Source organism: Mesorhizobium sp. M0119 (assembly GCF_040322615.1).
Classification (GTDB): domain Bacteria; phylum Pseudomonadota; class Alphaproteobacteria; order Rhizobiales; family Rhizobiaceae; genus Mesorhizobium.
The window spans coordinates 19,937-41,828 of the sequence record NZ_JAMYTU010000013.1 but is presented as its reverse complement, the minus strand read 5'-3'; the positions used below and the strand labels follow the sequence as shown (position 1 = coordinate 41,828).

Below are 21,892 nucleotides of genomic sequence, written 5' to 3'. Positions count from 1 at the left end.
TGCCTTGACCCACATTAAAGACACAAGCGCATTTCGCGGCGGCGTTGCACGGAGGAGGGGATGTTCATTGCTTCGCGATATTTTGTGACGGTGCGGCGCGCAACATCGATGCCGGTTTCCTTCAGCCGGACAGCGATGTCATCGTCGGAAAGCACGTCGCCGGGAGATTCTGCGGCAATTATCGCTTTGATCCGATGGCGGACAGCTTCGGCGGAGTGCGCATCGCCGCCTTGGCAGGACGCGATCGCGACGGTGAAAAAATACTTGAGTTCGAAGACTCCGCGCGGGGTAAGCATGTACTTGTTCGAGGTCACCCGGCTTACCGTCGACTCGTGCACGCCGATCGCGTCAGCGACGGTTCTGAGATTGAGAGGCCGCAGGTGGGCGACGCCATGTTCCAAAAAGGCATCCTGCTGGCGCACGATTTCAGCGGCAACCTTAACAATCGTCTTGGCGCGCTGATCGAGGCTGCGGATTAGCCAGTTCGCGTTTTGCAAGCATTCGTTGAGAAATGCTTGATCTTTCGAATTTTGGACAGTTTGACGCGACACTTCGGCATAGTAGGTTTGGTTGATCAGCAGCTTGGGCAGTGTGGCCGGATCAAGTTCGATCTGCCACCCGCCTTCCGGCGAGGGCGTGACCCAGACGTCGGGTATGATTGATTCAGACGCACCGGTTTGGAATCTGTTTCCAGGCTTGGGATCGAGCGCCCGAATCTCATGCATCATGTCGAGAAGGTCGTCTTCATCGACGCCGCAATGCTGCTTCAGTGCCTGAAAATCGCGTCGCGCAAGCATTTCAAGATTGGCAACCAAAGCTGCCATTGCCGGGTCGAACCGGTCTCGCTGGCGTAACTGGATTTCGAGGCATTCTCCGAGAGTTCGCGCAAAAATTCCCGGTGGATCAAAGTGCTGCAAGGTTCCGAGAACCCGTTCCACATCAGCCTCCCGGACATTCAGGCTCTCGGCCAGCTCCAAAAGGTTTGCCCGAAGATAGCCAGTGTCTTCCAGATCGGCGGCAAGCTGGCCAGCGATCAGCCGCTCCTGTGGTGTGAACGCAGTGAGGGCGATCTGACGAGCGACATGGTCGTGCAATGTCTCGGCGAGGCTGGCAAACTCGTCGAGGGAAGGGCCATTACCCGGCGGGTTGTTGGTCGTGTTGCGAAGTGATTTCCATTGCCCGAGCCGTTCAGGCGAGCCGGCCCCGGTCGGTCCGTCAACGGCGTTTGCGCGTGGGCCGACACGCTGATCCGCTCCCGAAATCGAAACATCGCCAAAAGGCCCGCCATCGTTTGACGCAGATTCCAAGAGCGGGTTCTTCTCGATTTCCCGCTCCACGAACTGATGCAGTTCAGTATGCGCCAGTTGCAGCAAGCGAATCGACTCAATGAGTTGAGGCGATGCGACCATGGATTGCTTCTGGCGCTGAAGCAGGCTTGCTGAGGATTGCATGGTGAGCGCGATAATCCTGTCGAGGGAGCCTCTTGGGGCGGGCAATGGCACCAGTGAGACGTTTTCTAGGTCATGCGGCGGCTTTCAGCGTTTCGAGAACGTTTTGCGGGGATGAGACGCCATAGGGGTCGGCCTCGCAGTTGTCGGAGAAACCTTCCTCCTCGAACCACTGCTCCACCACGCCATTGTTGATCAGGGCGGCGTAGCGCCAGGAGCGCATCCCGAAGCCGAGATTGTCCTTGGCGACCAGCATGCCCATCTTGCGTGTGAACTCGCCTGAGCCATCGGGGATGAGCTCGACCTTCTGCAGGCCCAAGGACTTCCCCCACGCATTCATGACGAAGGCATCGTTGACGGAGACGCAGTAAATCGCGTCAATTCCCTCCTTCTCAAACTCATCATAGAGCTCTTCGAAATTGGGCAGTTGGTAGGTCGAGCAGGTCGGAGTGAAGGCGCCAGGCAGCGAGAACAGGATGACGCGCTTGCCGGCAAAGTAGTCGTCAGATGTCTTTTCTTCCCAGCGATATGGATTTGGGCCCTGGACTGACTCATCGCGAACACGCGTGAGAAAGGTGACGAAGGGAACCTTCTTTTGAACGGTCATCAACTTGCTCCTCAGGAAAAAACTGGCGCGCCGGATTCTGGCAGAGGCTGGCGCAATACCGAGCAAAGGCTCGTATGCCGGGTATGAAATGAGGCCCTCGCGGCTCGCACCCTCCTTTTTCCATCCCGATGTAGGGGAACGTGCTGGCTGCTGGTCTTCGTCACCCGAACGCCATCGATCTGAGCAAGTGGAGGCTGTCGAGCCGCTGGGGCAATCTTTCCACGGCTATGGCGCCGGAAGCGGCATCCATCGCTCGCGCTCGTGCCCGGGACAAAGTGATAGCGGGCCCGAAGTAGCCAATATCGAACGCGTGTGGAGGCCTCAAATGTGACTTCACGCAAGAGACCCGCGTTACTGAGCTGTTTAGGCGTATTGTCGAAGTTTGCCAGTGACCCGCCGACCTTGGCTTCGGTGGCTCTTTGATGGGGCTGTTGGGCACTCACATGCTGATCAGAACCGGTAGACGGCAATTGCGCGAGCGCCATGTGTTGGCGTGCCGCCATCGGACCAGCCGTGCGCAAAGCGGCTGCCGAGGAGGGACCTCCGGAGGAGATGATGTACCGATGTTCAGCGGGAACAGGCACCGTCTCCTCAGGCCACGGTCTAGAGCTTCGCGTGTCGGGCATGGCGCAAGTCGCTTTCATCGTGTTTTGATGGGCTCTGACCAGGAGCAGCAAGCGGCGTGCCATTTCAAATAGAGATGCTTTTGGAGCGATCCTTTTTCTTGGGAGGACCGTGTCTTCAAGACCGGGCGCGCCCTATAACCGCCTCGTCAGCACGCTCGACAAGGGTGCTGTATGGTGCGGATATGCGGCGCTTCCGCACCGGCTGGACAAAGACGAACCGAAAGCCGAGCCGATGCCCTACCTCACACCGGCGGGCACTGCAGCGATTTCGTAGCGTCTGCCGCAAACGTGTTCTTGCGTGCGCAGGCTCGGCTTTCGCGAACATGCGCCTGTCGCAGCAACCATGGGCGCGCGCTTCGGCAAGCGCCTGACTCCGTAAGGATCGAATTCCCCAATCGTGTCTATTTGCCACCCTCTTATGTTCGAAACTGGACCAGAATGTCGCAAGCCCGACCGAAAGGTCGCCGAGGCGTACTATCCGACACTGTTCTGTCGCCTTTGTTGGCCCGCGACACCGGCCTATTTCGCCGAGCTCTTGTCTGGCCTCAGGCTAACCCGATGAAAAGCAATCACAATTTTTTTCTTCTGCTGGGTCGGCCAAATTGGCACGAGTTTTGAAGCTCCTTCGTTGCGGGCCGGGAGCTGCCGACCGACCTTCCTTTCGTGGATGGCACCGCGATCGATGGAACGAAGAAAGAAAAGCAAAATGTCAAATCCGCATCAGATAGCATTCTATGGGAAGGGGGCCTCGGCGAAACCGCCCCCTACCAAACAGGCTCGCCGCCCTTGTCGACCCTTGCGCAGGAAATCTTGATGGCCGGCTGCGACTCAAAGGCCCGCCACACTCGCCTTATCCTGAACTCGAAGGCGCAGGATAACGTTCTGCATCTCGCCGCGCGGTATGCCTAGGCAGTTACACGTTGGCCGACCTTGATAATCGAATCGGGCTACGCTGCGGAGGACGTCGTCTACATGCCTTCCTAAGCCATTCGCTGCCCGCAGCGCCTGCCGGTCACCTCCCGCCCTTCCATCGCTTAGAGATCAAGTGCCACCATGTCCGAACAACCCTTGCCGACGCTGCCGATGTGGCGCGTCGATCACATCGAGCCCTCGCCCGAGATGTTGGCGCAACGCGCCAACGGTCCGATCCACCGCGTGCGCTTCCCGTCCGGGCACGAAGGCTGGTGGGTGACAGGCTACGATGAAGCCAAGGCGGTGCTGTCCGACGCGGCGTTCCGGCCCTCGGGAATGCCGCCGGCGACATTCACCCCGGATTCGGTGATTCTCGGATCGCCGGGGTGGTTGGTCTCGCACGAGGGGGGCGAGCATGCCCGGTTACGCACGATCGTGGCGCCGGCCTTCAGCAACCACAGGGTGAAGCTGCTCGCGCAGCAAGTCGAGGTGATCGCCGCGCAGTTGTTCGAGGCACTGGCGGCCCAGCCCCAGCCCGCCGACCTGCGGCGCCACCTCTCCTTTCCACTTCCGGCCATGGTCATCAGCGCGCTGATGGGCGTGCTCTACGAGGATCACGCCTTTTTCGCCGGGCTGTCCGACGAGGTGATGACGCACCAGCATGAAAGCGGCCCGCGCAGCGCGTCGCGCTTGGCCTGGGAAGAACTGCGCGCCTACATTCGCGGCAAGATGCGGGACAAGCGCCAGGATCCTGGCGACAACCTGCTGACGGATCTGCTCGCGGCGGTCGACCAGGGCAAGGCGACCGAGGAAGAGGCGATCGGCCTGGCGACGGGCATGCTGGTGGCGGGGCACGAGAGCACCGTCGCGCAGATCGAATTCGGCCTGCTGGCCATGTTCCGCCATCCGCAACAGCGCGAACGCCTGGTCGGCGATCCATCCCTGGTGGACAAGGCGGTGGAGGAAATCCTGCGCATGTACCCGCCGGGCGCGGGCTGGGACGGCATCATGCGCTATCCGAGGACCGACGTGACCATCGCGGGCGTGGATATTCCTGCGGAGAGCAAGGTGCTTGTCGGCCTGCCGGCGACGTCGTTCGATGTGCGCCATTTCGACGACCCGGAAATCTTCGACATCGGACGCGACGAAAACCCGCACCTGGCGTTCTCCTACGGGCCGCACAACTGCATCGGCTTGGCGCTGGCCAGGCTGGAACTCAAGGCGGTGTTCGGTTCGATCTTCCAGTGCTTTCCCGCGCTGCGCCTGGCCGTGGCGCCCGAAGAACTGAAGTTGCGCAAGGAGATCATCACTGGCGGGTTCGAGGAGTTCCCGGTGCTCTGGTGATGCGCGCACGCCACCAGGAATCGCGATGTTCTCCAAATTGCCGGCGCGCCTGGCGCGCCGGTCAGATCAGCCAGCCAACAGGTAACCAAGATGGACGTGCAAGAAACCACGGCAGCATGCCGGGATGCCTTCGCCGAACTGGCGTCGCCAGCGTGCATTCAGGACCCGTACCCATTCATGCGGTGGTTGCGCGAGCACGATCCGGTACATCGCGCGGCGTCGGGCCTCTTTCTGTTGAGCCGCCACGCCGACATCTACTGGGCGCTCAAGGCCACGGGCGATGCTTTTCGGGGGCCGGCGCCAGGCGAACTGGCGCGCTATTTCCCGCGTGCGGCGACCAGCCTGTCGCTAAGTTTGCTGGCGTCCACTTTAGCGATGAAGGAACCTCCAACGCATACGCGTCTGCGCCGGCTGATCTCGCGCGATTTCACCATCGGCCGGATCGACAACCTGAGGCCGACCATCGCTCGCATTGTCACAGCGCGCCTGGACGGCATGGCGCCCGCACTGGAGCGCGGGGAGGCAGTGGACCTGCATCAGGAATTCGCGCTGGCCTTGCCCATGCTGGTTTTCGGCGAACTGTTCGGCATGCCCCCGGACGACATTCTCGGGCTCGTCACCGGCATCAGCGCCATTCTGGAAGGCCTGAGCCCGCACGCCAGCGATCCCCAACTCGCTGCGGGGGACGCGGCCAGCGCCAGGGTGCAGGCCTACTTCGGCGACCTCATACAGCGCAAGCGCACCGATGCCCGCCACGACATCGTGTCAATGCTGGTTGGCGCACACGACGACGATGCCGAGATGCTGTCGGATGCGGAATTGATCAGCATGCTCTGGGGCATGCTGCTGGGCGGCTTCGCCACCACTGCCGCGGCCATCGGCCATGCGGTCCTGGCGATGCTGGCGTATCCCGAACAGCGGCACTGGCTGAAGGGAGATGCCGTGGGGGTGAAGGCATTCGTCGAAGAAGCCTTGCGCTACGACGCGCCCGCCATGTTCAGCTCCATTCCGCGTATCGCCCAGCGCGACATCGAACTGGGCGGCGTGGTGATCCCGAAGAACGCGGACGTGCGCGTGCTGATCGCGGCCGGCAATCGCGACCCGGACGCCTTCGCCGATGCCGACCGCTTCGATCCCGTGCGGTTCTACGGCACCAGTCCTGGCATGTCGATCGACGGGAAGATTATGCTGACCTTCGGCCACGGCATCCACTTCTGCCTGGGTGCGCAACTGGCCCGAGTGCAGTTGGCCGAGAGCCTGCCGCGGATCCAGGCGCGCTTCCCCACGCTGGCATTGGCCGAGCAGCCGACCCGGGAGCCCTCCGCGTTCCTTAGGACGTTCCGCGCGCTGCCGGTGCGGCTGCATGGGCAGGAGGGCTGAGATGCGCGTCCTGGTCGATCAGGATCTGTGCGGAACTACCGGGCAGTGCGTGCTGACGCTGCCGGGCACCTTTCGCCAGCGCGAACCGGACGGCGTGGCCGAAGTGTGCGTGGCGACGGTCCCGCAGGCGCTGCACGCCGCCGTGCGGCTTGCGGCCAACCAGTGCCCGGTCGCCGCCATTCGGGTCATCGAAAGCGACGCTGGCGATGACGAGCGCCCCAGCGCCGACCCTGCGCCTTCTCCGGCGCAGGCCCAGCGGCATGCCGCGAAGGACCAATGCAATTCAGGAGACACGATGGGACGGTTTGAAGGCAAGGTGGCCGTGGTGACCGGCGCCGGCGCCGGCATCGGCAAGGCATGCGCTCTCGCCATCGCGCGCGGAGGCGGCAGAGTGGTGGTGGCCGACATTGATGGCTCGGCGGCCATCGGCTGCACCGCGCAGATCGCGGCCGAAGCAGGCCACGCGCTGCCCATAGCCATGGATATCGCCGATGAGCAGGCGGTGGCAGCGCTGTTCGAGACGGCGGAGCGTCACTTCGGGGGGGTCGACCTGCTGGTGAACAATGCGAGCGCCATGCATCTGACCCCGCGCGACCGCGCGATCCTTGACCTAGACCTGGCAGTCTGGGACCAGACCATCGCGACCAATCTGCGCGGCACGCTGCTCTGCTGCCGGCAGGCCATCCCACGTATGATCGCCCGCGGCGGTGGCGCGATCGTCAACATGTCGTCGTGCCAGGGGCTCAGCGGTGACACGGCGCAGACGTCCTACGCCGCGTCGAAGGCGGCGATGAACATGCTCTCGGCTTCGCTCGCCACCCAATACGGTCATGCGCAGATCCGCTGCAACGCGGTTGCGCCGGGTCTCGTCATGACAGAGCGTCTCCTCGCCAAGCTGGACGAGTGCATGCAACGGCACTTGCGCCGGCACCAGCTCCTGCCGCGCGTCGGCCGCCCCGAGGACGTGGCCGCCCTCGTGGCGTTCCTGCTCTCCGACGATGCTGCGTTCATCACCGGCCAAGTCGTGTGCATCGATGGCGGCATGCTGGCGCATGTGCCGACATACGCCGACGGCGGCAACAGCTGCGCCGCGCGCCCTGCCGGCGACACCGAATCGGCGGCGGCGCGCTGCTGATGGACATGCTGCTCAACCCACTCAACCGTCGGCACCGGCTGCGATGCGACATCCCGGTCATGCCTGGCGCTTTCCCCCTGGTCGGGCATCTTCCCGCCATTGTCTGCGACCTGCCGCGCCTGCTGCAACGCGCAGAACGGACGCTGGGCAGCCACTTCTGGCTGGATTTCGGCCCTGCCGGACACCTGATGACCTGCGTGCATCCGGATGCGTTCGCACTGCTCCGGCACAAGGACGTGTCCTCGGCGCTGATCGAAGAGATCGCGCCCGAATTGCTTGGCGGAACGTTGGTTGCCCAGGACGGCGGCGCGCACCGGCAAGCGCGCGATGCGATCAAGGCGGCGTTCCTGCCCAAGGGGCTAACCCAGGCCGGCATCGGCGACCTGTTCGCGCCCGTCATCTGGGCGCGGGTGCAGGCATGGCGCGAGCGCGGCGACGTAACCATCCTGCGCGAAACCGGCGACCTGATGCTCAAGCTCATCTTCAGCCTCATGGGAATCCCCGCGCAGGACCTGCCGGGATGGCATCGCAAATACCGGCAACTGCTGCAGTTGATCGTCGCGCCACCGGTCGACCTGCCCGGACTGCCCTTGCGGCGAGGCCGCGCCGCCCGCGACTGGATCGACGCGCAGTTGCGCCAGTTCGTCCGCGACGCGCGCGCGCATGCCGCGCGCACCGGGTTGATCAACGACATGGTGAGCGCCTTCGACCGCAGCGACGATGCGCTTTCCGATGACGTCCTGGTCGCCAATATCCGCTTGCTGCTGCTTGCCGGTCACGACACCACTGCCTCGACGATGGCCTGGATGGTGATCGAGCTGGCGCGGCAGCCTGTGCTGTGGGACGCCCTGGTCGAGGAGGCGCAACGCGTGGGCGCGGTGCCGACCCGGCACGCGGACCTGGCGGAGTGTCCGGTCGCCGAGGCGCTGTTCCGCGAGACGCTGCGCCTGCATCCGGCGACCACGCTCCTGCCGCGTCGTGCCCTGCAGGAATTGCAACTCGGCCAACGGCGCATTCCCGCGGGCGCCCATCTGTGCATCCCGCTGCTGCATTTCTCGACCTCGGCGCTGCTGCACGAGGCGCCTGATCAGTTCCGCCTGGCACGGTGGCTGCAACGCACGGAGCCGATCCGGCCGGTGGACATGCTGCAGTTCGGTACCGGCCCACACGTCTGCATCGGCTACCACCTGGTATGGCTGGAAATGGTGCAGTTCTGCATCGCCTTGGCGCTGATCATGCACAAGGCCGGGGTGCGGCCGCGGTTGCTGAGCGGCGTCGAAAAAGGCCGGCGGTATTACCCGACCGCACATCCGTCCATGGCAATCCGCATAGGCTTCTCATGAGCTGGCATCGCATGCCCCGTGTGGCGAGGCAGCGGCGCCGGCGAGGCGCGGCATTGCTGCACTCAGCGCACGCGCTCGGTGCGACGCCGGCAACACCGCTGCGGCTTGGCGCTCGCTGTGGCCATCTCGTGTCAGGTACAAGGACATGAAAAACATGCAGACCGGTTCCACGCTACACGACGACCGAACTGGCGTTTCCGCGCTCCGCGGATTGGGCGCGCAGGCGCGCGGCGCATCCGGCAGGCTGCTGCCGGAGATCTGGATGCAGGACGGCGCAAAGCGGGTCGAACAGGCGCTGGCGCGTCTTCTCTGCGCCGAAGACGACGGTGAGACCGAGCTGATGGCGGCGATGCGCTACGCCACCTTGCATGGCGGGAAGCGCACCCGCGCCTTGCTCTGTCTGGCTGCCGGCGCACTAGCCGACACGCCGGCGCACATGCTCGACGACGTCGGCGCCGCCATCGAGATGATGCACGCCTGTACCCTGGTCCACGACGACCTGCCCGCGATGGACGACGACGTGCTTCGCCGCGGCCTTCCGACCGTGCACGTCAAGTTCGGCGAAGCCACTGCGATCCTGGTCGGCGATGCGCTGCAGGCGCACGCCTTCCTGACCCTGGCGAGCCTGGATGCGCCGGGCGACAACCGTATCGCGCTCGTGCGCGAACTGGCGCAGGCCGTGTCCGCCGAGGGTGCCGCAGGCGGGCAGGCCATGGATCTGTCGCTGGTCGGAAAGCACGCCGAGCTGGACAGGATCGTGGCGATGCACCGGATGAAGAGCGGAGCGCTAGTGCGCGCGTCCGTTCGCATTGGCGCGCTATGCTCCATCGCGGAGGATGCCGCGCACGCTGCGCTGTACTGTGCGCTCGATCGGTACACCGCCTGTTTCGGGCTGGCGTTGCAGGTGATCGACGACATTCTCGACGCGACAGCGGATGCCGCGACGCTGGGCAAGACCCCCGGCAAGGACGCGGCGGCGCAGAAGCCGACCTGCGCGTCGATCATGGGGCTGCAGGCAGCGCGCCAGTTCGCGCTGGATTTGTTGCGCGACGCCGGGGAAGCCATCGTCCCGCTGGGGCCGCGTGCGGAACGGTTGGCGCAGATGCTGCAGCGGGCCAACGTGTATCTGTCCGCGCCATACGCATGAGCGCGCCCGTCCGCATGGACTCGCCCCTGTGCTGCTGCGATCGGCCGGCGGCAGCGGTGCATGCTGCTCTTTGTCCGAGTCCGCGGCGCCGATCGCAGCGGTTGCCCGATCCTGGTCCTCGTCAACCGTCTGAAGAAGGAACATCCGGCGTGAACGCGCTGTCCGAACAGATCCTTTCCGAATTGCGCCACCTGTTGAGCGAGATGAGCGACGGCGGCAGCGTCGGTCCGTCCGTCTACGACACGGCGCGAGCTCTGCAGTTCCACGGCACCGTCACCGGTCGGCAGGACGCATACGCGTGGCTCATCGCGCAGCAACAGGCCGATGGCGGATGGGGAAGCGCGGACTTCCCGCTGTTCCGCCATGCGCCCACGTGGGCGGCGTTGCTGGCATTGCAGCGTGCCGATCCTGTTCCAGGCGCTGCCGACGCAGTCCAGGCTGCAACCCGGTTCCTCGAGCGCCAGCCCGATCCCTACGTGCATGCGGTGCCGGAAGACGCGCCGATCGGCGCGGAGCTGATCCTGCCGCAGTTGTGCGGCGAGGCCGCATCCTTGCTGGGCGGCGTGGCGTTTCCGCGCCACCCGGCGCTGTTGCCGTTGCGGCAAGCGTGCCTGGTCAAGGTGGGGGCGGTGGGGACGTTGCCGAGCGGCCATCCGTTGCTGCACTCCTGGGAAGCCTGGGGGACGTCGCCGACCACCGCATGCCCGGATGACGACGGCAGCATCGGCATCAGTCCGGCGGCCACCGCCGCGTGGCGTGCGCGCGCCGTGACACAGGGGAACACGCCGCAGGTCGGGCGCGCCGACGCGTATCTGCAGGCGGCATCGCGGGCGACGCGCAGCGGCATCGAAGGTGTCGTTCCCAACGTCTGGTCGATCAATGTGTTCGAGCCATGCTGGTCGCTGTACACCCTGCATCTGGCCGGTCTGTTCGCGCATCCCGCGCTCGCCGAGGCGGTGCAAGTGATCGTCGCGCAGCTCGACGCCCACCTGGGCGTGCGCGGTCTGGGCCCGGCCTTGCACTTCGCGGCCGATGCGGACGACACCGCCGTTGCGATGTGCGTCCTGCGCCTTGCAGGCCGCGACCCGGCGGTCGATGCGTTGCGCCATTTCGAAATCGGCGAGCTGTTCGTCACCTTTCCCGGCGAGCGCAATGCCTCGGTGTCGACCAACATCCATGCCCTGCATGCGTTGCGAATGTTGGGAAAGCCCGCCGCCGGCACCAGCGCCTACGTCGAGGCCAATCGCAACCCGCACGGTCTATGGGACAACGAGAAATGGCACGTTTCGTGGCTGTATCCCACCGCGCATGCGGTCGCTGCGCTGGCGCAAGGCAAGCCCCAGTGGCGCGACGAGCGCGCGCTGGCGGCGCTGCTGCAGGCGCAGCGCGACGACGGCGGCTGGGGCGCCGGTCGCGCGTCCACATTCGAGGAAACCGCCTATGCACTGTTCGCGTTGCACGTGATGGACGGGAGCGAAGAGCCGACAGGGCGCCGGCGCATCGCGCAGGCGGTGGCGCGTGCGCTGGAGTGGATGCTCGCCCGCCATGCGGCGCATGCATTGCCGCAGACGCCGCTGTGGATCGGCAAGGAACTGTATTGCCCCACCCGGGTCGTGCGCGTGGCCGAACTCGCCGGGTTGTGGCTGGCGCTCCGTTGGGGGCGGCGCGTCCTGGCCGAGGGAGCAGGAGCGGCGCCATGATCCAGAACGAACGCGCGCTGCAGCAGGTGCTGGAGTGGGGGCATTCGCTGACCGGGTTCGCCGACGAGCATGCCGTGGAAGCGGTCAGGGGCGGCCAGTACATCCTGCAGCGCATCCACCCGAGCCTGCGCGACACCAGCGCCCGCACCGGCCGCGATCCGCAGGACGAAACGCTGATCGTGGCGTTCTATCGCGAACTGGCGCTGCTGTTCTGGCTCGACGATTGCAACGACCTTGGCCTGATCGCGCCGGAGCAGCTCGCCGCGGTGGAGCAGGCGCTGGGGCAGGGCGTGCCGTGCGCGCTCCCCGGATTCGAGGGCTGCGCTGTGCTGCGCGCTTCGCTGGCCGCGCTCGCCTACGATCGTCGCGACTATGCTCGGCTACTCGACGATACCCGATGCTACTGCGCGGCGCTGCGCGCCGGACACGCGCAGGCGGCAGGGGCGGAACGCTGGTCCTACGCCGAGTACCTGCACAACGGCATCGATTCGATCGCCTACACGAACGTGTTCTGTTGCCTGTCGTTGCTGTGGGGGCTGGACATGGCGACCTTGCGCGCGCGTCCGGCGTTTCGCCAAGTCCTGCGGCTCATCTCCGCGATAGGGCGCTTGCAGAACGATCTCCATGGACGCGAAAAGGATAGGTCGGCCGGCGAGGGAGACAACGCGGCGATCCTGCTGCTGCAGCGCTATCCGGCTATGCCTGTGGTGGAGTTCCTCAAGGACGAGCTGGCCGGCCATATGCGCATGCTGCACGGGGTGATGGCGCAACAACGCTTTCCCCCGCCGTGGGCACCGTTGATCGAGGCCATGGCGGCCATCCGCGCGCGGTACTACCAGACCTCGACCAGCCGCTACCGCAGCGACGCTGCGGGCGGAGGCCAGCGTGCGCCGGCCTGAACGCGCGGGAAACGGCGGCGTGCGCGCGCTGCCGTCGGTCCGATCCGACGAAACGCCGTCGCCCGATGCGGCGGATGGAGCGAGCATCAGCGACACCAACCTGAGCCGGCGCAAGGACGACCACCTGGACATCGTGCTGGATCGGCGAACAGCGCGGGCCAAGGCCTCCGCCGGCTGGGAGTACATTCGTTTCGAACACTGTGCATTGCCCGAGTTGGACCTGACGCAGATCGACCTGAGCGCCTCGCTGCTTGGCAAGACCATGCGCGCGCCCCTGCTGATCAGCTCCATGACCGGCGGCATGCCACGCGCCGAGGCCATCAACCGGCATCTGGGCGAGGCAGCGCAAGCCTTGGGGATAGCCATGTGCGTCGGTTCGCAGCGCGTGAGCCTGCAATCCCGCAACTCCCAGGGGCTGACGCGCGCGCTGCGCCGCCTGGCGCCAGACATTCCATTGCTTGCCAATATCGGCGCCGCGCAACTGCGCGAGGCTGACGGCCTGGACCTTGCGCGCCGGGCGGTGGATGCGCTGGAGGCCGATGGACTCATCGTCCATCTCAATCCGCTGCAGGAAGCGGTACAGCCGGAGGGCGACCGCGACTGGCGCGGCGTCCTGGCGCAGATCGCTCGCGCCGCGCGCAGCGTGGGCGTGCCGATCGTGGCCAAGGAAGTGGGGTCGGGCCTGTCCGCCTCGGTGGCCTGTGCGCTCGTTCAGGCTGGCGTGGCGGTGATCGATGTCGCCGGCGCCGGCGGCACCAGCTGGGCCGCGGTGGAGGGCGAGCGGGCCCGCGATGCCGCCGACCGTGCAGTGGCGATGGCGTTCGCCGGTTGGGGGATTCCGACCCCAGCCAGCGTGCAGGCGGTACGTAGGGCGCTGCCAGCGGTGAAGCTGATCGCGTCGGGCGGGATCAGCGACGGCGTCGACGTGGCCAAGGCCATCCGCCTGGGCGCGGACATCGCCGGGCAGGCAGCCGGCGTGCTACGCGCGGCTACGGTATCCACCGAGGCGGTTGTCGCGCATTTCGAGATCGTCATCCGCCAGTTGGCCGTCGCCTGCTTCTGCACCGGCTCGGCTGATCTGGCGGCGTTGCGTCAGGCGCGCTTGTTGCCCTCGGCGCATCTGCCCGCTGGTTGACGCCGGCGGCGCCCGCACGTGGCGGCGGGCGCCTAGTCTTACTGAGTGAGAAAGGATGGAAAGCGCTGCCGGGCTGGGCTTCGCCGTCGCCACCACTCTCGCCGAGTCGGCGGTGAACTCAGTCGTCGGGAAACGTATGGTCAAGAAGCAGCAGATGCGCTGGTCACTTCACGGTGCGCATATGCTCGTGCAGCTCCGGGCGGCGGAGATCAAGGGCGAACTTCGCAACCGGCTTCGGGCGCCTTTCCGACAGCCAGAACTGAACGGGCCGCCAATAGCCTACGCGCTTTACCGTCTATCTCAGCTGCGCTGTCGATTATGTCCGCAGCCAGGGCATCGATATTCCCGCCGAGTTGCTCTCCCAGGTCGCACCGGTTCCTTGGGCTCATATCGCACTCACCGGAGCAATGAGATCCTTTTGCGTATCATCGCGCATTGGAATAGATCGTATAGGTATCATGATGGCATCTGAATCGGAAATTCTGCGCGAAATCGGTCGGCTTTTCAGGCAGGCGAGGCTGGCCGCTGCCATGACGCAGGAGCAGGTCGCTGATTTGGCGGGTATTATCCCGTCCCCGCTATCGCGACATCGAAAAGGGAGCCGCAGCGGCGCGTGCGACGACGCTCATGAATATCGCTCGCGCACTCGGTCTGGAAATGATGATGGTTCCGCAAGTCATGGTGCCGGCTGTCCAGGCTCTATTGCGTCCGAATGATGATGACGATCGACCCGCTTTTGTTCCTCAACCTGACGATGACGATCATGGCTCCAGTTTTTCGCGCACCTAAGACGATCCCGTCGCTGGACGTGCTCTTGAACGCACTGAAGGTCGGCACAATCGTTAGGACGCCGGGCGATTTCAATGCATTCAACTTCGATGAGGCCTACCGCGCGACGGGCGGCTTTCCGGTTTTCAGCCTGTCGTTCCGGGCAGCGACGGGAGGATTGCGGAAAGATCCGAAGCCTCTGGCGGGCGCCTTGCCCGCTTTCTTCGCGAACCTCCTGCCGGAGGAGAAATTGCGCGAGGCGATGGAAAAGCACCACGAAGGCAATGTCCGGCCAGGCAATGATTTCGATCTTTTAGCGGCGCTGGGCGCCGATCTGCCGGGAGCCGTACGGGCGTTGCCCAGTGACGGCGCGATAGCGGTTTCGCAGGATGCTTCAAAAGATAAGCCCAAGGCACGGTTCTCACTTGCCGGCGTGCAGATGAAGCTGTCGGTCATGAAGAACACTGGAAAAGCCGGTGGCCTTACCTTGCCGATGGACGACGAGCAGGGCCGGTACATCGCCAAGTTCCCTTCGGCGGCGTTTCCGGGCGTTTCCGAGAACGAATTCGCCAACCTGGCGCTGGCTGCAGCGATCGGCATGGAGGTTCCTGAATGCGAACTGGTCGAGAAGTCCGATTTTGAGGGCGTTCCCGAAGAATTCAACACGCTGTCGGAGGGCAAGGTCCTTCTCGTCAAACGCTTCGATCGCGGCGCCGATGGCGAGAGGATACACATCGAGGATTTCGCTCAGGTCTTCGGTGTCTATCCCTCGCGCAAAAATGAGGGGGCCGCTTATCACGACATAGCCTTGGCCCTTGGCGTAGCCGTCTCGCCTACGGCGGCTCTCGAATTCGTCCGCCGCCTGGTGCTGACGGTCATCACCGGCCATGGCGACATGCACCTGAAGAACTGGTCTTTGATTTATCCCGGCAACGGCGACAAGCCGGTGCTTGCACCAATCTACGACGTTCTGTCGACCGTGCCATATATTCCCGCCGACGCCATGGCGCTTTCGCTTGGAGGGGAGCGCTCGTTCAAGGCGCTAGCAGCACCGCGATGGAAAGCATTCGCGAACCGTGCAAGGCTTCCGGAGCCGGCAGTCCTGAAGGCAGTGGTCGAGACCGTCGAACTCGTCAACGAGCACTGGTGGCATCTGCCTGAGCGCGACGTTGTCGCGGCGAAAGTGCTCGAGCGGATCGACGAACATGTGAAGGCGATGACGCCGATACTGAACTCCTGCGCCAATAAGTGAGCCGAGCCTCTTGGATTGATGATATTGCGGATGATCGCCCGCAGCCCCGAATTGATGGCGGTGGCTCGCAGGTAATGCCAGCGTGGCGCAAGATTCCGCGCAGTGTCGATGAGGGCACGCGAGACCAAGCACGTCAGCTCGCCGGAACAGGAGAGTTCGCAGCATCCCGCAAAAACGCAAGAGGGTCGAGATGCTGTTCGCCCACCTCAACACAACGATGCGGTTCGAACGAATGCGTGATTGGGGATCGCGATCCGACGCTTTGTGTCGCCATTGTCGGGTCCGCTACACGGCTTGTTCCGACGATCCTTTCTGCGGCTTCAAGCTAAATACCTGAAAAACAACCACAAAATTATTCTTCGATTCGACGAGCCAAATTGGCACGAGTCTTGAGATCCTTGGGTGCGAGGCGGCGACAGCTGCCCGACCGGCATTCATGTCGCGGCAGCCGCGATGAATGGAACGAAGGAAGGAAAGCTACATGTCAGGTTTGCGTCAGATCGCCTTTTACGGCAAGGGCGGCATCGGCAAGTCCACCACCTCCCAAAATACGCTCGCCGCCCTTGTCGACCTCGGGCAGAGAATCCTCATCGTCGGCTGCGACCCCAAAGCCGACTCCACCCGCCTGATCCTGAACGCGAAGGCGCAGGATACAGTCCTGCACCTCGCGGCAGAGGAAGGTTCGGTGGAAGACCTGGAACTCGCGGACGTGCTCAAGGTCGGCTACAAAGGCATCAAATGCGTGGAGTCGGGCGGCCCTGAGCCGGGTGTCGGCTGCGCCGGCCGCGGCGTGATCACCTCGATCAACTTCCTCGAGGAGAACGGTGCCTACGACGATGTCGACTATGTCTCCTACGACGTGCTCGGGGATGTGGTGTGCGGCGGTTTCGCGATGCCGATCCGCGAGAACAAGGCCCAGGAAATCTATATCGTCATGTCCGGCGAGATGATGGCGCTCTATGCCGCCAACAACATCGCCAAGGGCATCCTGAAATACGCCCATTCGGGCGGCGTGCGGCTCGGCGGCCTGATCTGCAACGAGCGCCAAACCGACCGCGAGCTCGACCTCGCCGAAGCGCTGGCTTCCAGGCTCAATTCCAAGCTCATCCACTTCGTGCCCCGCGACAACATCGTCCAGCACGCCGAACTTAGGAAGATGTCTGTCATCCAGTATGCGCCGGACTCCAAGCAGGCCGGGGAATACCGGGCACTGGCCGAGAAGATCCATGCCAATTCGGGCCAGGGCACCATCCCAACCCCGATCACCATGGAGGAGCTCGAGGACATGCTGCTCGACTTCGGCATCATGAAGACTGACGAGCAGATGCTTGCCGAGCTTCAGGTCAAGGAAGCGGCGAAGGCGGCCGCACAGTAACAACCGCTGCCGACACGAGGCGCGGCCTTGACCTGGCGCGCCTTTCAAAGAACGGCGCCTCGTTGGTGAGGCGTCACCCTGAACCTTGAAAGGGGTCCCATGAGCCTGGAATACGAGAATGACGGCGCCCTCCATGCGAAGCTTATCGAGGAGGTGCTGTCGCAATATCCTGACAAGGCGGCGAAGCGCCGCAAAAAGCACCTCAGCGTCGCAAAGAGCGGCGACGAGGCTGGCGAGGAAAGCGAGGGCCTTTCCGAATGCGAGGTCAAATCGAACATCAAGTCCATCCCCGGAGTGATGACGATTCGCGGCTGCGCCTATGCCGGCTCGAAAGGCGTGGTTTGGGGTCCAGTCAAGGATATGGTCCATATCTCGCACGGCCCGGTCGGCTGCGGGCAATATTCCTGGTCGCAACGCCGCAACTATTACGTCGGCACGACCGGCATCGACACGTTCGTCACGATGCAGTTCACCTCCGATTTCCAGGAGAAGGACATTGTTTTCGGCGGCGACAAGAAGCTGGAACGGATCATCGACGAGATCGAGGAACTGTTTCCGCTGAACAAGGGCATGAGCGTGCAATCCGAATGTCCGATCGGCCTGATTGGCGACGACACCGAAGCGGTGTCCCGCAACAAGGCCAAGGAACACGAAAAGACGATCGTCCCGGTGCGCTGCGAGGGCTTCCGCGGCGTCTCGCAATCACTCGGCCACCACATCGCCAACGACGCGATCCGCGACTGGGTGTTCGAGAAGAAGGACGTCGAGTTCGAGGCCGGCCCGTACGATGTCAATGTGATCGGCGACTACAATATCGGCGGCGACGCCTGGGCTTCGCGCATCCTGCTCGAGGAGATGGGCCTGCGCGTGGTCGGCAACTGGTCGGGCGACGCTACGCTGGCCGAAATAGAGCGAGCGCCGAAGGCCAAGCTCAATCTCATCCATTGCTACAGATCGATGAACTACATCTGCCGGCATATGGAGGAAAAATATGGCATCGCCTGGATGGAGTACAATTTCTTCGGCCCCTCCCAGACTGAAGCCTCTCTGCGCAAGATAGCCAAGCATTTCGGGCCGGAAATCGAGGCCAAGGCCGAGGCGGTCATCGCCAAATACCGGCCGTTGGTCGATGCCGTCATCGCCAAGTACCGGCCGCGCCTCGAAGGCAGGACGGTGATGCTCTATGTCGGCGGGCTGCGCCCCCGTCACGTCGTCACGGCATATGAGGATCTGGGCATGGTGATCGTCGGCACTGGCTATGAATTTGGCCATAACGACGACTATCAGCGTACCGGCCATTACGTGAAGAAGGGCACGCTGATCTATGACGACGTGACTGGTTACGAGCTGGAGAAGTTCATCGAGGGGATCCGTCCTGATCTCGTTGGCTCCGGCATCAAAGAAAAGTACCCGGTCCAGAAGATGGGCATACCGTTCCGTCAAATGCATTCCTGGGATTATTCCGGCCCGTATCACGGCTACGACGGCTTCGCCATCTTCGCCCGCGACATGGATCTGGCCATCAACAACCCAGTCTGGAACCTCTACGACGCCCCCTGGAAGAAAAAAGCCGAGCCGTCGGCGGCGATCGCAGCCGAATGAAAACCTGGCCTCCCGGAAGCCGGGAGGCCGTTGAACGCCTGTGGCCCTTTGTCCGCGGGAGACCTGAAACGTTTCGACGTCCCTGTGCCGCCGTATGGCGGGCCAGATGGAAAGAGGTAACCACCCATGCCGCAGTCGGCTGAAAAAGTTCTCGACCACGCGCCCCTGTTCCGCGAGCCGGAATACAGGCAGATGCTCGCCGAGAAGAGGCTGAATTTCGAATGTCCGCACCCGGACCAGGTCGTTACCGACCAACGCGAATTCACCAAGACGTGGGAATACCGCGAAAAGAACCTCGCTCGCGAAGCGCTTGTCGTGAACCCCGCCAAGGCCTGCCAGCCGCTGGGCGCGGTGTTCGCGGCCGCGGGTTTCGAGCGAACCATGTCCTTCGTCCACGGCAGCCAGGGCTGCGTGGCCTATTACCGCTCGCACCTGTCGCGCCATTTCAAAGAGCCTGCTTCCGCAGTTTCCTCCTCGATGACCGAGGACGCGGCAGTGTTCGGTGGCCTGAAGAACATGGTTGACGGGCTCGCCAACACGTACCAACTCTACGACCCGAAGATGATCGCCGTCTCGACCACTTGTATGGCGGAGGTCATTGGCGACGACCTGCACAGCTTCATCGAGAACGCCAAGGACCAAGGCTCGGTCCCGCGCGACTTCGACGTGCCCTTCGCCCACACGCCGGCCTTCGTCGGCAGCCATGTCGATGGCTATGACGTAACGGTCAAGGGCATTTTGGAGCATTTCTGGAAAGGCGAGGAGCGAACGGAAGCCGAGGGGACCATCAACGTCATTCCGGGTTTCGACGGCTTCTGTGTTGGCAACAACCGGGAACTCAAGCGCCTGCTCGATCTGATAGGCGTGTCCTATACCTTCATCCAAGACGCCTCTGACCAGTTCGACACGCCGTCCGACGGCGAATACCGCATGTATGACGGCGGCACGAAGATCGAAGACGTGAGGAAGGCACTCAACGCCGAGGCGACGCTGTCGCTACAGCATTACAACACCCGAAAAACACTGGAGTATTGCGAGGGGGTAGGGCAGGCGACTGCCTCGTTCCATTACCCGCTCGGAGTCCAGGCGACCGACGACTTCTTGATGGAGGTCTCCGCGATTTCCGGCAAGCAAATCCCCGAGGCAATCCGCCTGGAGCGCGGCCGACTTGTTGACGCCATGGCGGACAGCCAATCCTGGCTGCACGGCAAGAAATACGCCATCTACGGTGATCCGGACTTTGTCTACGCCATGGCCCGCTTCATCATGGAGACGGGCGGCGAGCCGACCCATTGCCTCGCCACCAACGGCACCTCGGCCTGGGAAGCGGAGTTGAAGGAACTGCTTGCATCCTCGCCCTTCGGCAAGGATGCTCAAGTCTGGGCGGGCAAGGACCTCTGGGCGATGCGCTCGCTGCTCTTCACCGAGCCGGTGGACCTGCTGATCGGCAACTCCTATGGCAAGTATCTGGAGCGCGACACGGGCACGCCGCTGATCCGGCTGGCGTTTCCGATCTTCGACCGCCACCATCACCATCGCTTTGCGCTCATGGGCTACCAAGGCGGGTTGCGCGTCCTGACGACGATCCTCGACAAGATCTTCGACAAGCTCGATCGCGAGACAAGCGAGACGGGCGTGACGGACTATTCGTATGACCTCACCCGCTAAGCGTGACGGTCGGCTTTGGCCGGTCGTCTTCCCGAGGGACTTTGGAGACCGACGCAATGTCCTTGCTTAGAGCCAAAATCCAGGATGTCTTCAACGAGCCTGCCTGCGAGAAGAACCGCGGCAAGGATGCCAAGGCGAGCAAAAACGGCTGTTCGAAGCCACTGACCCCCGGGGCGGCGGCCGGCGGCTGTGCCTTCGATGGCGCCAAGATCGTGCTGCAGCCGATCACCGACGTTGCGCATTTGATCCATGCGCCGCTCGCCTGCGAGGGCAATTCCTGGGACAACCGCGGTGCGGCTTCGTCCGGGCCAACGCTGTGGCGCACAAGCTTCACCACCGACCTCACCGAACTCGACGTTGTGATGGGCCAGGGCGAGCGGAAGCTTTTCAAAGCGATCCGCGAGATCAAGGAAGCGTATGGGCCGCCGGCGATCTTCGTCTATCCGACCTGTGTTACGGCGCTGATCGGCGACGACATCGAGGCCGTCTGTAAGCGCGCGGCGGAAAAGTTCGGCCTGCCGGTGGTGCCGGTCAATGCGCCGGGCTTCGTCGGCTCCAAGAATCTTGGCAACAAGCTTGCCGGCGAGGCGTTGCTCGATCATGTCATCGGCACGGTGGAGCCCGCCGATGCCGGCCCTTACGACATCAATATCCTTGGCGAATTCAACCTCTCGGGCGAATTCTGGCTGGTGAAGCCGCTCCTTGATCGGCTGGGCATCCGGGTGCGCGCCTGCATTCCGGGCGACGCGCGCTACCTCGACATTGCCTCCGCGCACCGCGCCCGGGCGGCTATGATGGTGTGCTCGACCGCGCTCATCAATCTCGCCCGCAAGATGGAGCAGCGCTGGGATATTCCGTTCTTCGAGGGCTCCTTCTACGGCATCACCGACACCTCGGAAGCGCTCCGACAGATCTCTCAGCTGCTCGTGAAGAAGGGTGCCGATCCGGAGATCCTCGGCCGCACCGAGGCATTGATTGCAGATGAGGAGGCGATCGCATGGACGAAGCTCGCGGCCTACCGGCCAAGGCTCGAAGGCAAGCGCGTGCTGCTCAATACCGGTGGTGTGAAGTCCTGGTCGGTCGTCCATGCGCTGATGGAGATCGGCATCGAGATCGTCGGCACCTCTGTCAAGAAATCCACAGTCGAAGACAAGGAGCGCATCAAGCACATCCTCAAGGACGACAACCACATGTTTGAGCAGATGGCAGCGCGCGAGCTTTACGCCATGCTCTCAGAACACAAGGCCGATATCATGCTGTCGGGCGGGCGCACGCAATTCATCGCGCTGAAGGCCAAGACACCCTGGCTCGATATCAACCAGGAGCGCCAACACCCTTACGCCGGCTATGACGGCATGGTGGAACTCATACGCCAGATTGATCTCGCCATTCATAACCCAATCTGGTGCCAGGTGCGGGAGCCGGCACCATGGGATTGCCAGCCTGCGGTGAGGGAGGAACTGCCGAGCACGAAAAATGAGACCGCGACCTTACATGCTGTCCAGGAATTCGCCGGCACGACGGCCGACGATTTCGGCGAGTGTTGAGAAA

At 63.6% G+C, this 21,892-nt stretch carries 16 protein-coding genes and 4 pseudogenes; 18 read left to right on the top strand and 2 right to left on the bottom strand.

Features of this window, described 5'->3' with window-relative positions; all coding sequences use genetic code 11:
* Window positions 1-14 precede the first annotated feature (14 nt).
* Together rpoN and NKJ40_RS14765 are read right to left on the bottom strand one after the other, a co-directional pair.
* Window positions 15-1,451 carry an RNA polymerase factor sigma-54 gene (rpoN, locus tag NKJ40_RS14770; protein WP_352466645.1) on the bottom strand — a complete coding sequence of 479 codons (1,437 nt, stop codon included), beginning with the start codon at window positions 1,449-1,451 and terminating at the stop codon, window positions 15-17.
* A gap of 70 nt (window positions 1,452-1,521) precedes the next feature.
* Window positions 1,522-2,055, bottom strand: a complete 534-nt coding sequence (locus tag NKJ40_RS14765; RefSeq protein WP_352466644.1) for a peroxiredoxin — start codon at window positions 2,053-2,055, stop codon at window positions 1,522-1,524.
* Between the two features lie 735 nt (window positions 2,056-2,790).
* On the opposite strand from NKJ40_RS14765, the gene NKJ40_RS14760 reads away from it, so the two are divergent.
* The 18 genes and pseudogenes from NKJ40_RS14760 to nifE all read left to right on the top strand — a co-directional run bounded on the left by NKJ40_RS14760 (window position 2,791) and on the right by nifE (window position 21,888).
* Window positions 2,791-2,955, top strand: coding sequence for a hypothetical protein (locus NKJ40_RS14760; protein ID WP_156937376.1), 165 nt, complete (start codon window positions 2,791-2,793; stop codon window positions 2,953-2,955).
* A gap of 432 nt (window positions 2,956-3,387) precedes the next feature.
* A pseudogene (gene nifH, locus NKJ40_RS14755) lies at window positions 3,388-3,581 on the top strand (nitrogenase reductase); the annotation flags it as partial.
* Between the two features lie 153 nt (window positions 3,582-3,734).
* Window positions 3,735-4,937, top strand: coding sequence for a cytochrome P450 (locus NKJ40_RS14750; RefSeq protein ID WP_352466642.1), 1,203 nt, complete (start codon window positions 3,735-3,737; stop codon window positions 4,935-4,937).
* Between the two features lie 90 nt (window positions 4,938-5,027).
* Complete coding sequence (locus NKJ40_RS14745) at window positions 5,028-6,317, top strand: cytochrome P450 (protein WP_352466641.1); 1,290 nt, start codon at window positions 5,028-5,030, stop codon at window positions 6,315-6,317.
* Window positions 6,301-6,444: pseudogene (locus tag NKJ40_RS14740) on the top strand (ferredoxin); the annotation flags it as partial. The gene NKJ40_RS14745 and the pseudogene NKJ40_RS14740, both read left to right, overlap by 17 nt.
* Before the next feature lie 168 nt (window positions 6,445-6,612).
* Window positions 6,613-7,452, top strand: coding sequence for an SDR family oxidoreductase (locus NKJ40_RS14735; protein ID WP_352466709.1), 840 nt, complete (start codon window positions 6,613-6,615; stop codon window positions 7,450-7,452).
* Complete coding sequence (locus NKJ40_RS14730) at window positions 7,452-8,795, top strand: cytochrome P450 (RefSeq protein ID WP_352466640.1); 1,344 nt, start codon at window positions 7,452-7,454, stop codon at window positions 8,793-8,795. The genes NKJ40_RS14735 and NKJ40_RS14730 overlap by 1 nt, the downstream gene beginning before the upstream one ends.
* A gap of 154 nt (window positions 8,796-8,949) precedes the next feature.
* Window positions 8,950-9,942: a polyprenyl synthetase family protein gene (locus tag NKJ40_RS14725; RefSeq protein ID WP_352466708.1), complete on the top strand. Its 993-nt coding sequence runs from the start codon at window positions 8,950-8,952 to the stop codon at window positions 9,940-9,942.
* 149 nt (window positions 9,943-10,091) lie between these two features.
* Window positions 10,092-11,642: a hypothetical protein gene (locus NKJ40_RS14720; RefSeq protein WP_352466638.1), complete on the top strand. Its 1,551-nt coding sequence runs from the start codon at window positions 10,092-10,094 to the stop codon at window positions 11,640-11,642.
* Window positions 11,639-12,541, top strand: coding sequence for a terpene synthase family protein (locus NKJ40_RS14715; RefSeq protein WP_352466637.1), 903 nt, complete (start codon window positions 11,639-11,641; stop codon window positions 12,539-12,541). The genes NKJ40_RS14720 and NKJ40_RS14715 overlap by 4 nt, the downstream gene beginning before the upstream one ends.
* Before the next feature lie 28 nt (window positions 12,542-12,569).
* Window positions 12,570-13,676 carry a type 2 isopentenyl-diphosphate Delta-isomerase gene (gene fni, locus NKJ40_RS14710; protein ID WP_502903711.1) on the top strand — a complete coding sequence of 369 codons (1,107 nt, stop codon included), beginning with the start codon at window positions 12,570-12,572 and terminating at the stop codon, window positions 13,674-13,676.
* 76 nt (window positions 13,677-13,752) lie between these two features.
* Window positions 13,753-13,911: pseudogene (locus tag NKJ40_RS31900) on the top strand (ISKra4-like element ISMet1 family transposase); the annotation flags it as partial.
* A 226-nt stretch (window positions 13,912-14,137) separates the two neighbouring features.
* A pseudogene (locus NKJ40_RS14705) lies at window positions 14,138-14,465 on the top strand (helix-turn-helix domain-containing protein).
* Window positions 14,440-15,696, top strand: a complete 1,257-nt coding sequence (locus NKJ40_RS14700; protein WP_352466706.1) for a type II toxin-antitoxin system HipA family toxin — start codon at window positions 14,440-14,442, stop codon at window positions 15,694-15,696. The pseudogene NKJ40_RS14705 and the gene NKJ40_RS14700 overlap by 26 nt, the downstream one beginning before the upstream one ends.
* A 481-nt stretch (window positions 15,697-16,177) precedes the next feature.
* Window positions 16,178-17,071, top strand: coding sequence for a nitrogenase iron protein (gene nifH / locus NKJ40_RS14695; RefSeq protein WP_023801970.1), 894 nt, complete (start codon window positions 16,178-16,180; stop codon window positions 17,069-17,071).
* 99 nt (window positions 17,072-17,170) lie between these two features.
* The gene (gene nifD / locus NKJ40_RS14690) at window positions 17,171-18,673 is read left to right on the top strand and encodes a nitrogenase molybdenum-iron protein alpha chain (protein ID WP_352466636.1); all 1,503 of its coding nucleotides are present in this window, start codon (window positions 17,171-17,173) and stop codon (window positions 18,671-18,673) included.
* Window positions 18,674-18,799: 126 nt separating this feature from the next.
* Window positions 18,800-20,341 carry a nitrogenase molybdenum-iron protein subunit beta gene (nifK, locus tag NKJ40_RS14685; protein ID WP_352466635.1) on the top strand — a complete coding sequence of 514 codons (1,542 nt, stop codon included), beginning with the start codon at window positions 18,800-18,802 and terminating at the stop codon, window positions 20,339-20,341.
* Between the two features lie 56 nt (window positions 20,342-20,397).
* Window positions 20,398-21,888 carry a nitrogenase iron-molybdenum cofactor biosynthesis protein NifE gene (gene nifE, locus NKJ40_RS14680; protein WP_352466634.1) on the top strand — a complete coding sequence of 497 codons (1,491 nt, stop codon included), beginning with the start codon at window positions 20,398-20,400 and terminating at the stop codon, window positions 21,886-21,888.
* Window positions 21,889-21,892 lie beyond the last annotated feature (4 nt).

Coding starts and splice junctions, on each gene's coding strand:
- rpoN (WP_352466645.1), bottom strand. CDS start 1,451: ATGCAATCCTCAGCAAGCCTGCTTCAGCGCCAGAAGCAATCCATGGTC.
- NKJ40_RS14765 (WP_352466644.1), bottom strand. CDS start 2,055: ATGACCGTTCAAAAGAAGGTTCCCTTCGTCACCTTTCTCACGCGTGTT.
- NKJ40_RS14750 (WP_352466642.1), top strand. CDS start 3,735: ATGTCCGAACAACCCTTGCCGACGCTGCCGATGTGGCGCGTCGATCAC.
- NKJ40_RS14745 (WP_352466641.1), top strand. CDS start 5,028: ATGGACGTGCAAGAAACCACGGCAGCATGCCGGGATGCCTTCGCCGAA.
- NKJ40_RS14735 (WP_352466709.1), top strand. CDS start 6,613: ATGGGACGGTTTGAAGGCAAGGTGGCCGTGGTGACCGGCGCCGGCGCC.
- NKJ40_RS14730 (WP_352466640.1), top strand. CDS start 7,452: ATGGACATGCTGCTCAACCCACTCAACCGTCGGCACCGGCTGCGATGC.
- NKJ40_RS14725 (WP_352466708.1), top strand. CDS start 8,950: ATGCAGACCGGTTCCACGCTACACGACGACCGAACTGGCGTTTCCGCG.
- NKJ40_RS14715 (WP_352466637.1), top strand. CDS start 11,639: ATGATCCAGAACGAACGCGCGCTGCAGCAGGTGCTGGAGTGGGGGCAT.
- NKJ40_RS14700 (WP_352466706.1), top strand. CDS start 14,440: ATGGCTCCAGTTTTTCGCGCACCTAAGACGATCCCGTCGCTGGACGTG.
- nifH (WP_023801970.1), top strand. CDS start 16,178: ATGTCAGGTTTGCGTCAGATCGCCTTTTACGGCAAGGGCGGCATCGGC.
- nifD (WP_352466636.1), top strand. CDS start 17,171: ATGAGCCTGGAATACGAGAATGACGGCGCCCTCCATGCGAAGCTTATC.
- nifK (WP_352466635.1), top strand. CDS start 18,800: ATGCCGCAGTCGGCTGAAAAAGTTCTCGACCACGCGCCCCTGTTCCGC.
- nifE (WP_352466634.1), top strand. CDS start 20,398: ATGTCCTTGCTTAGAGCCAAAATCCAGGATGTCTTCAACGAGCCTGCC.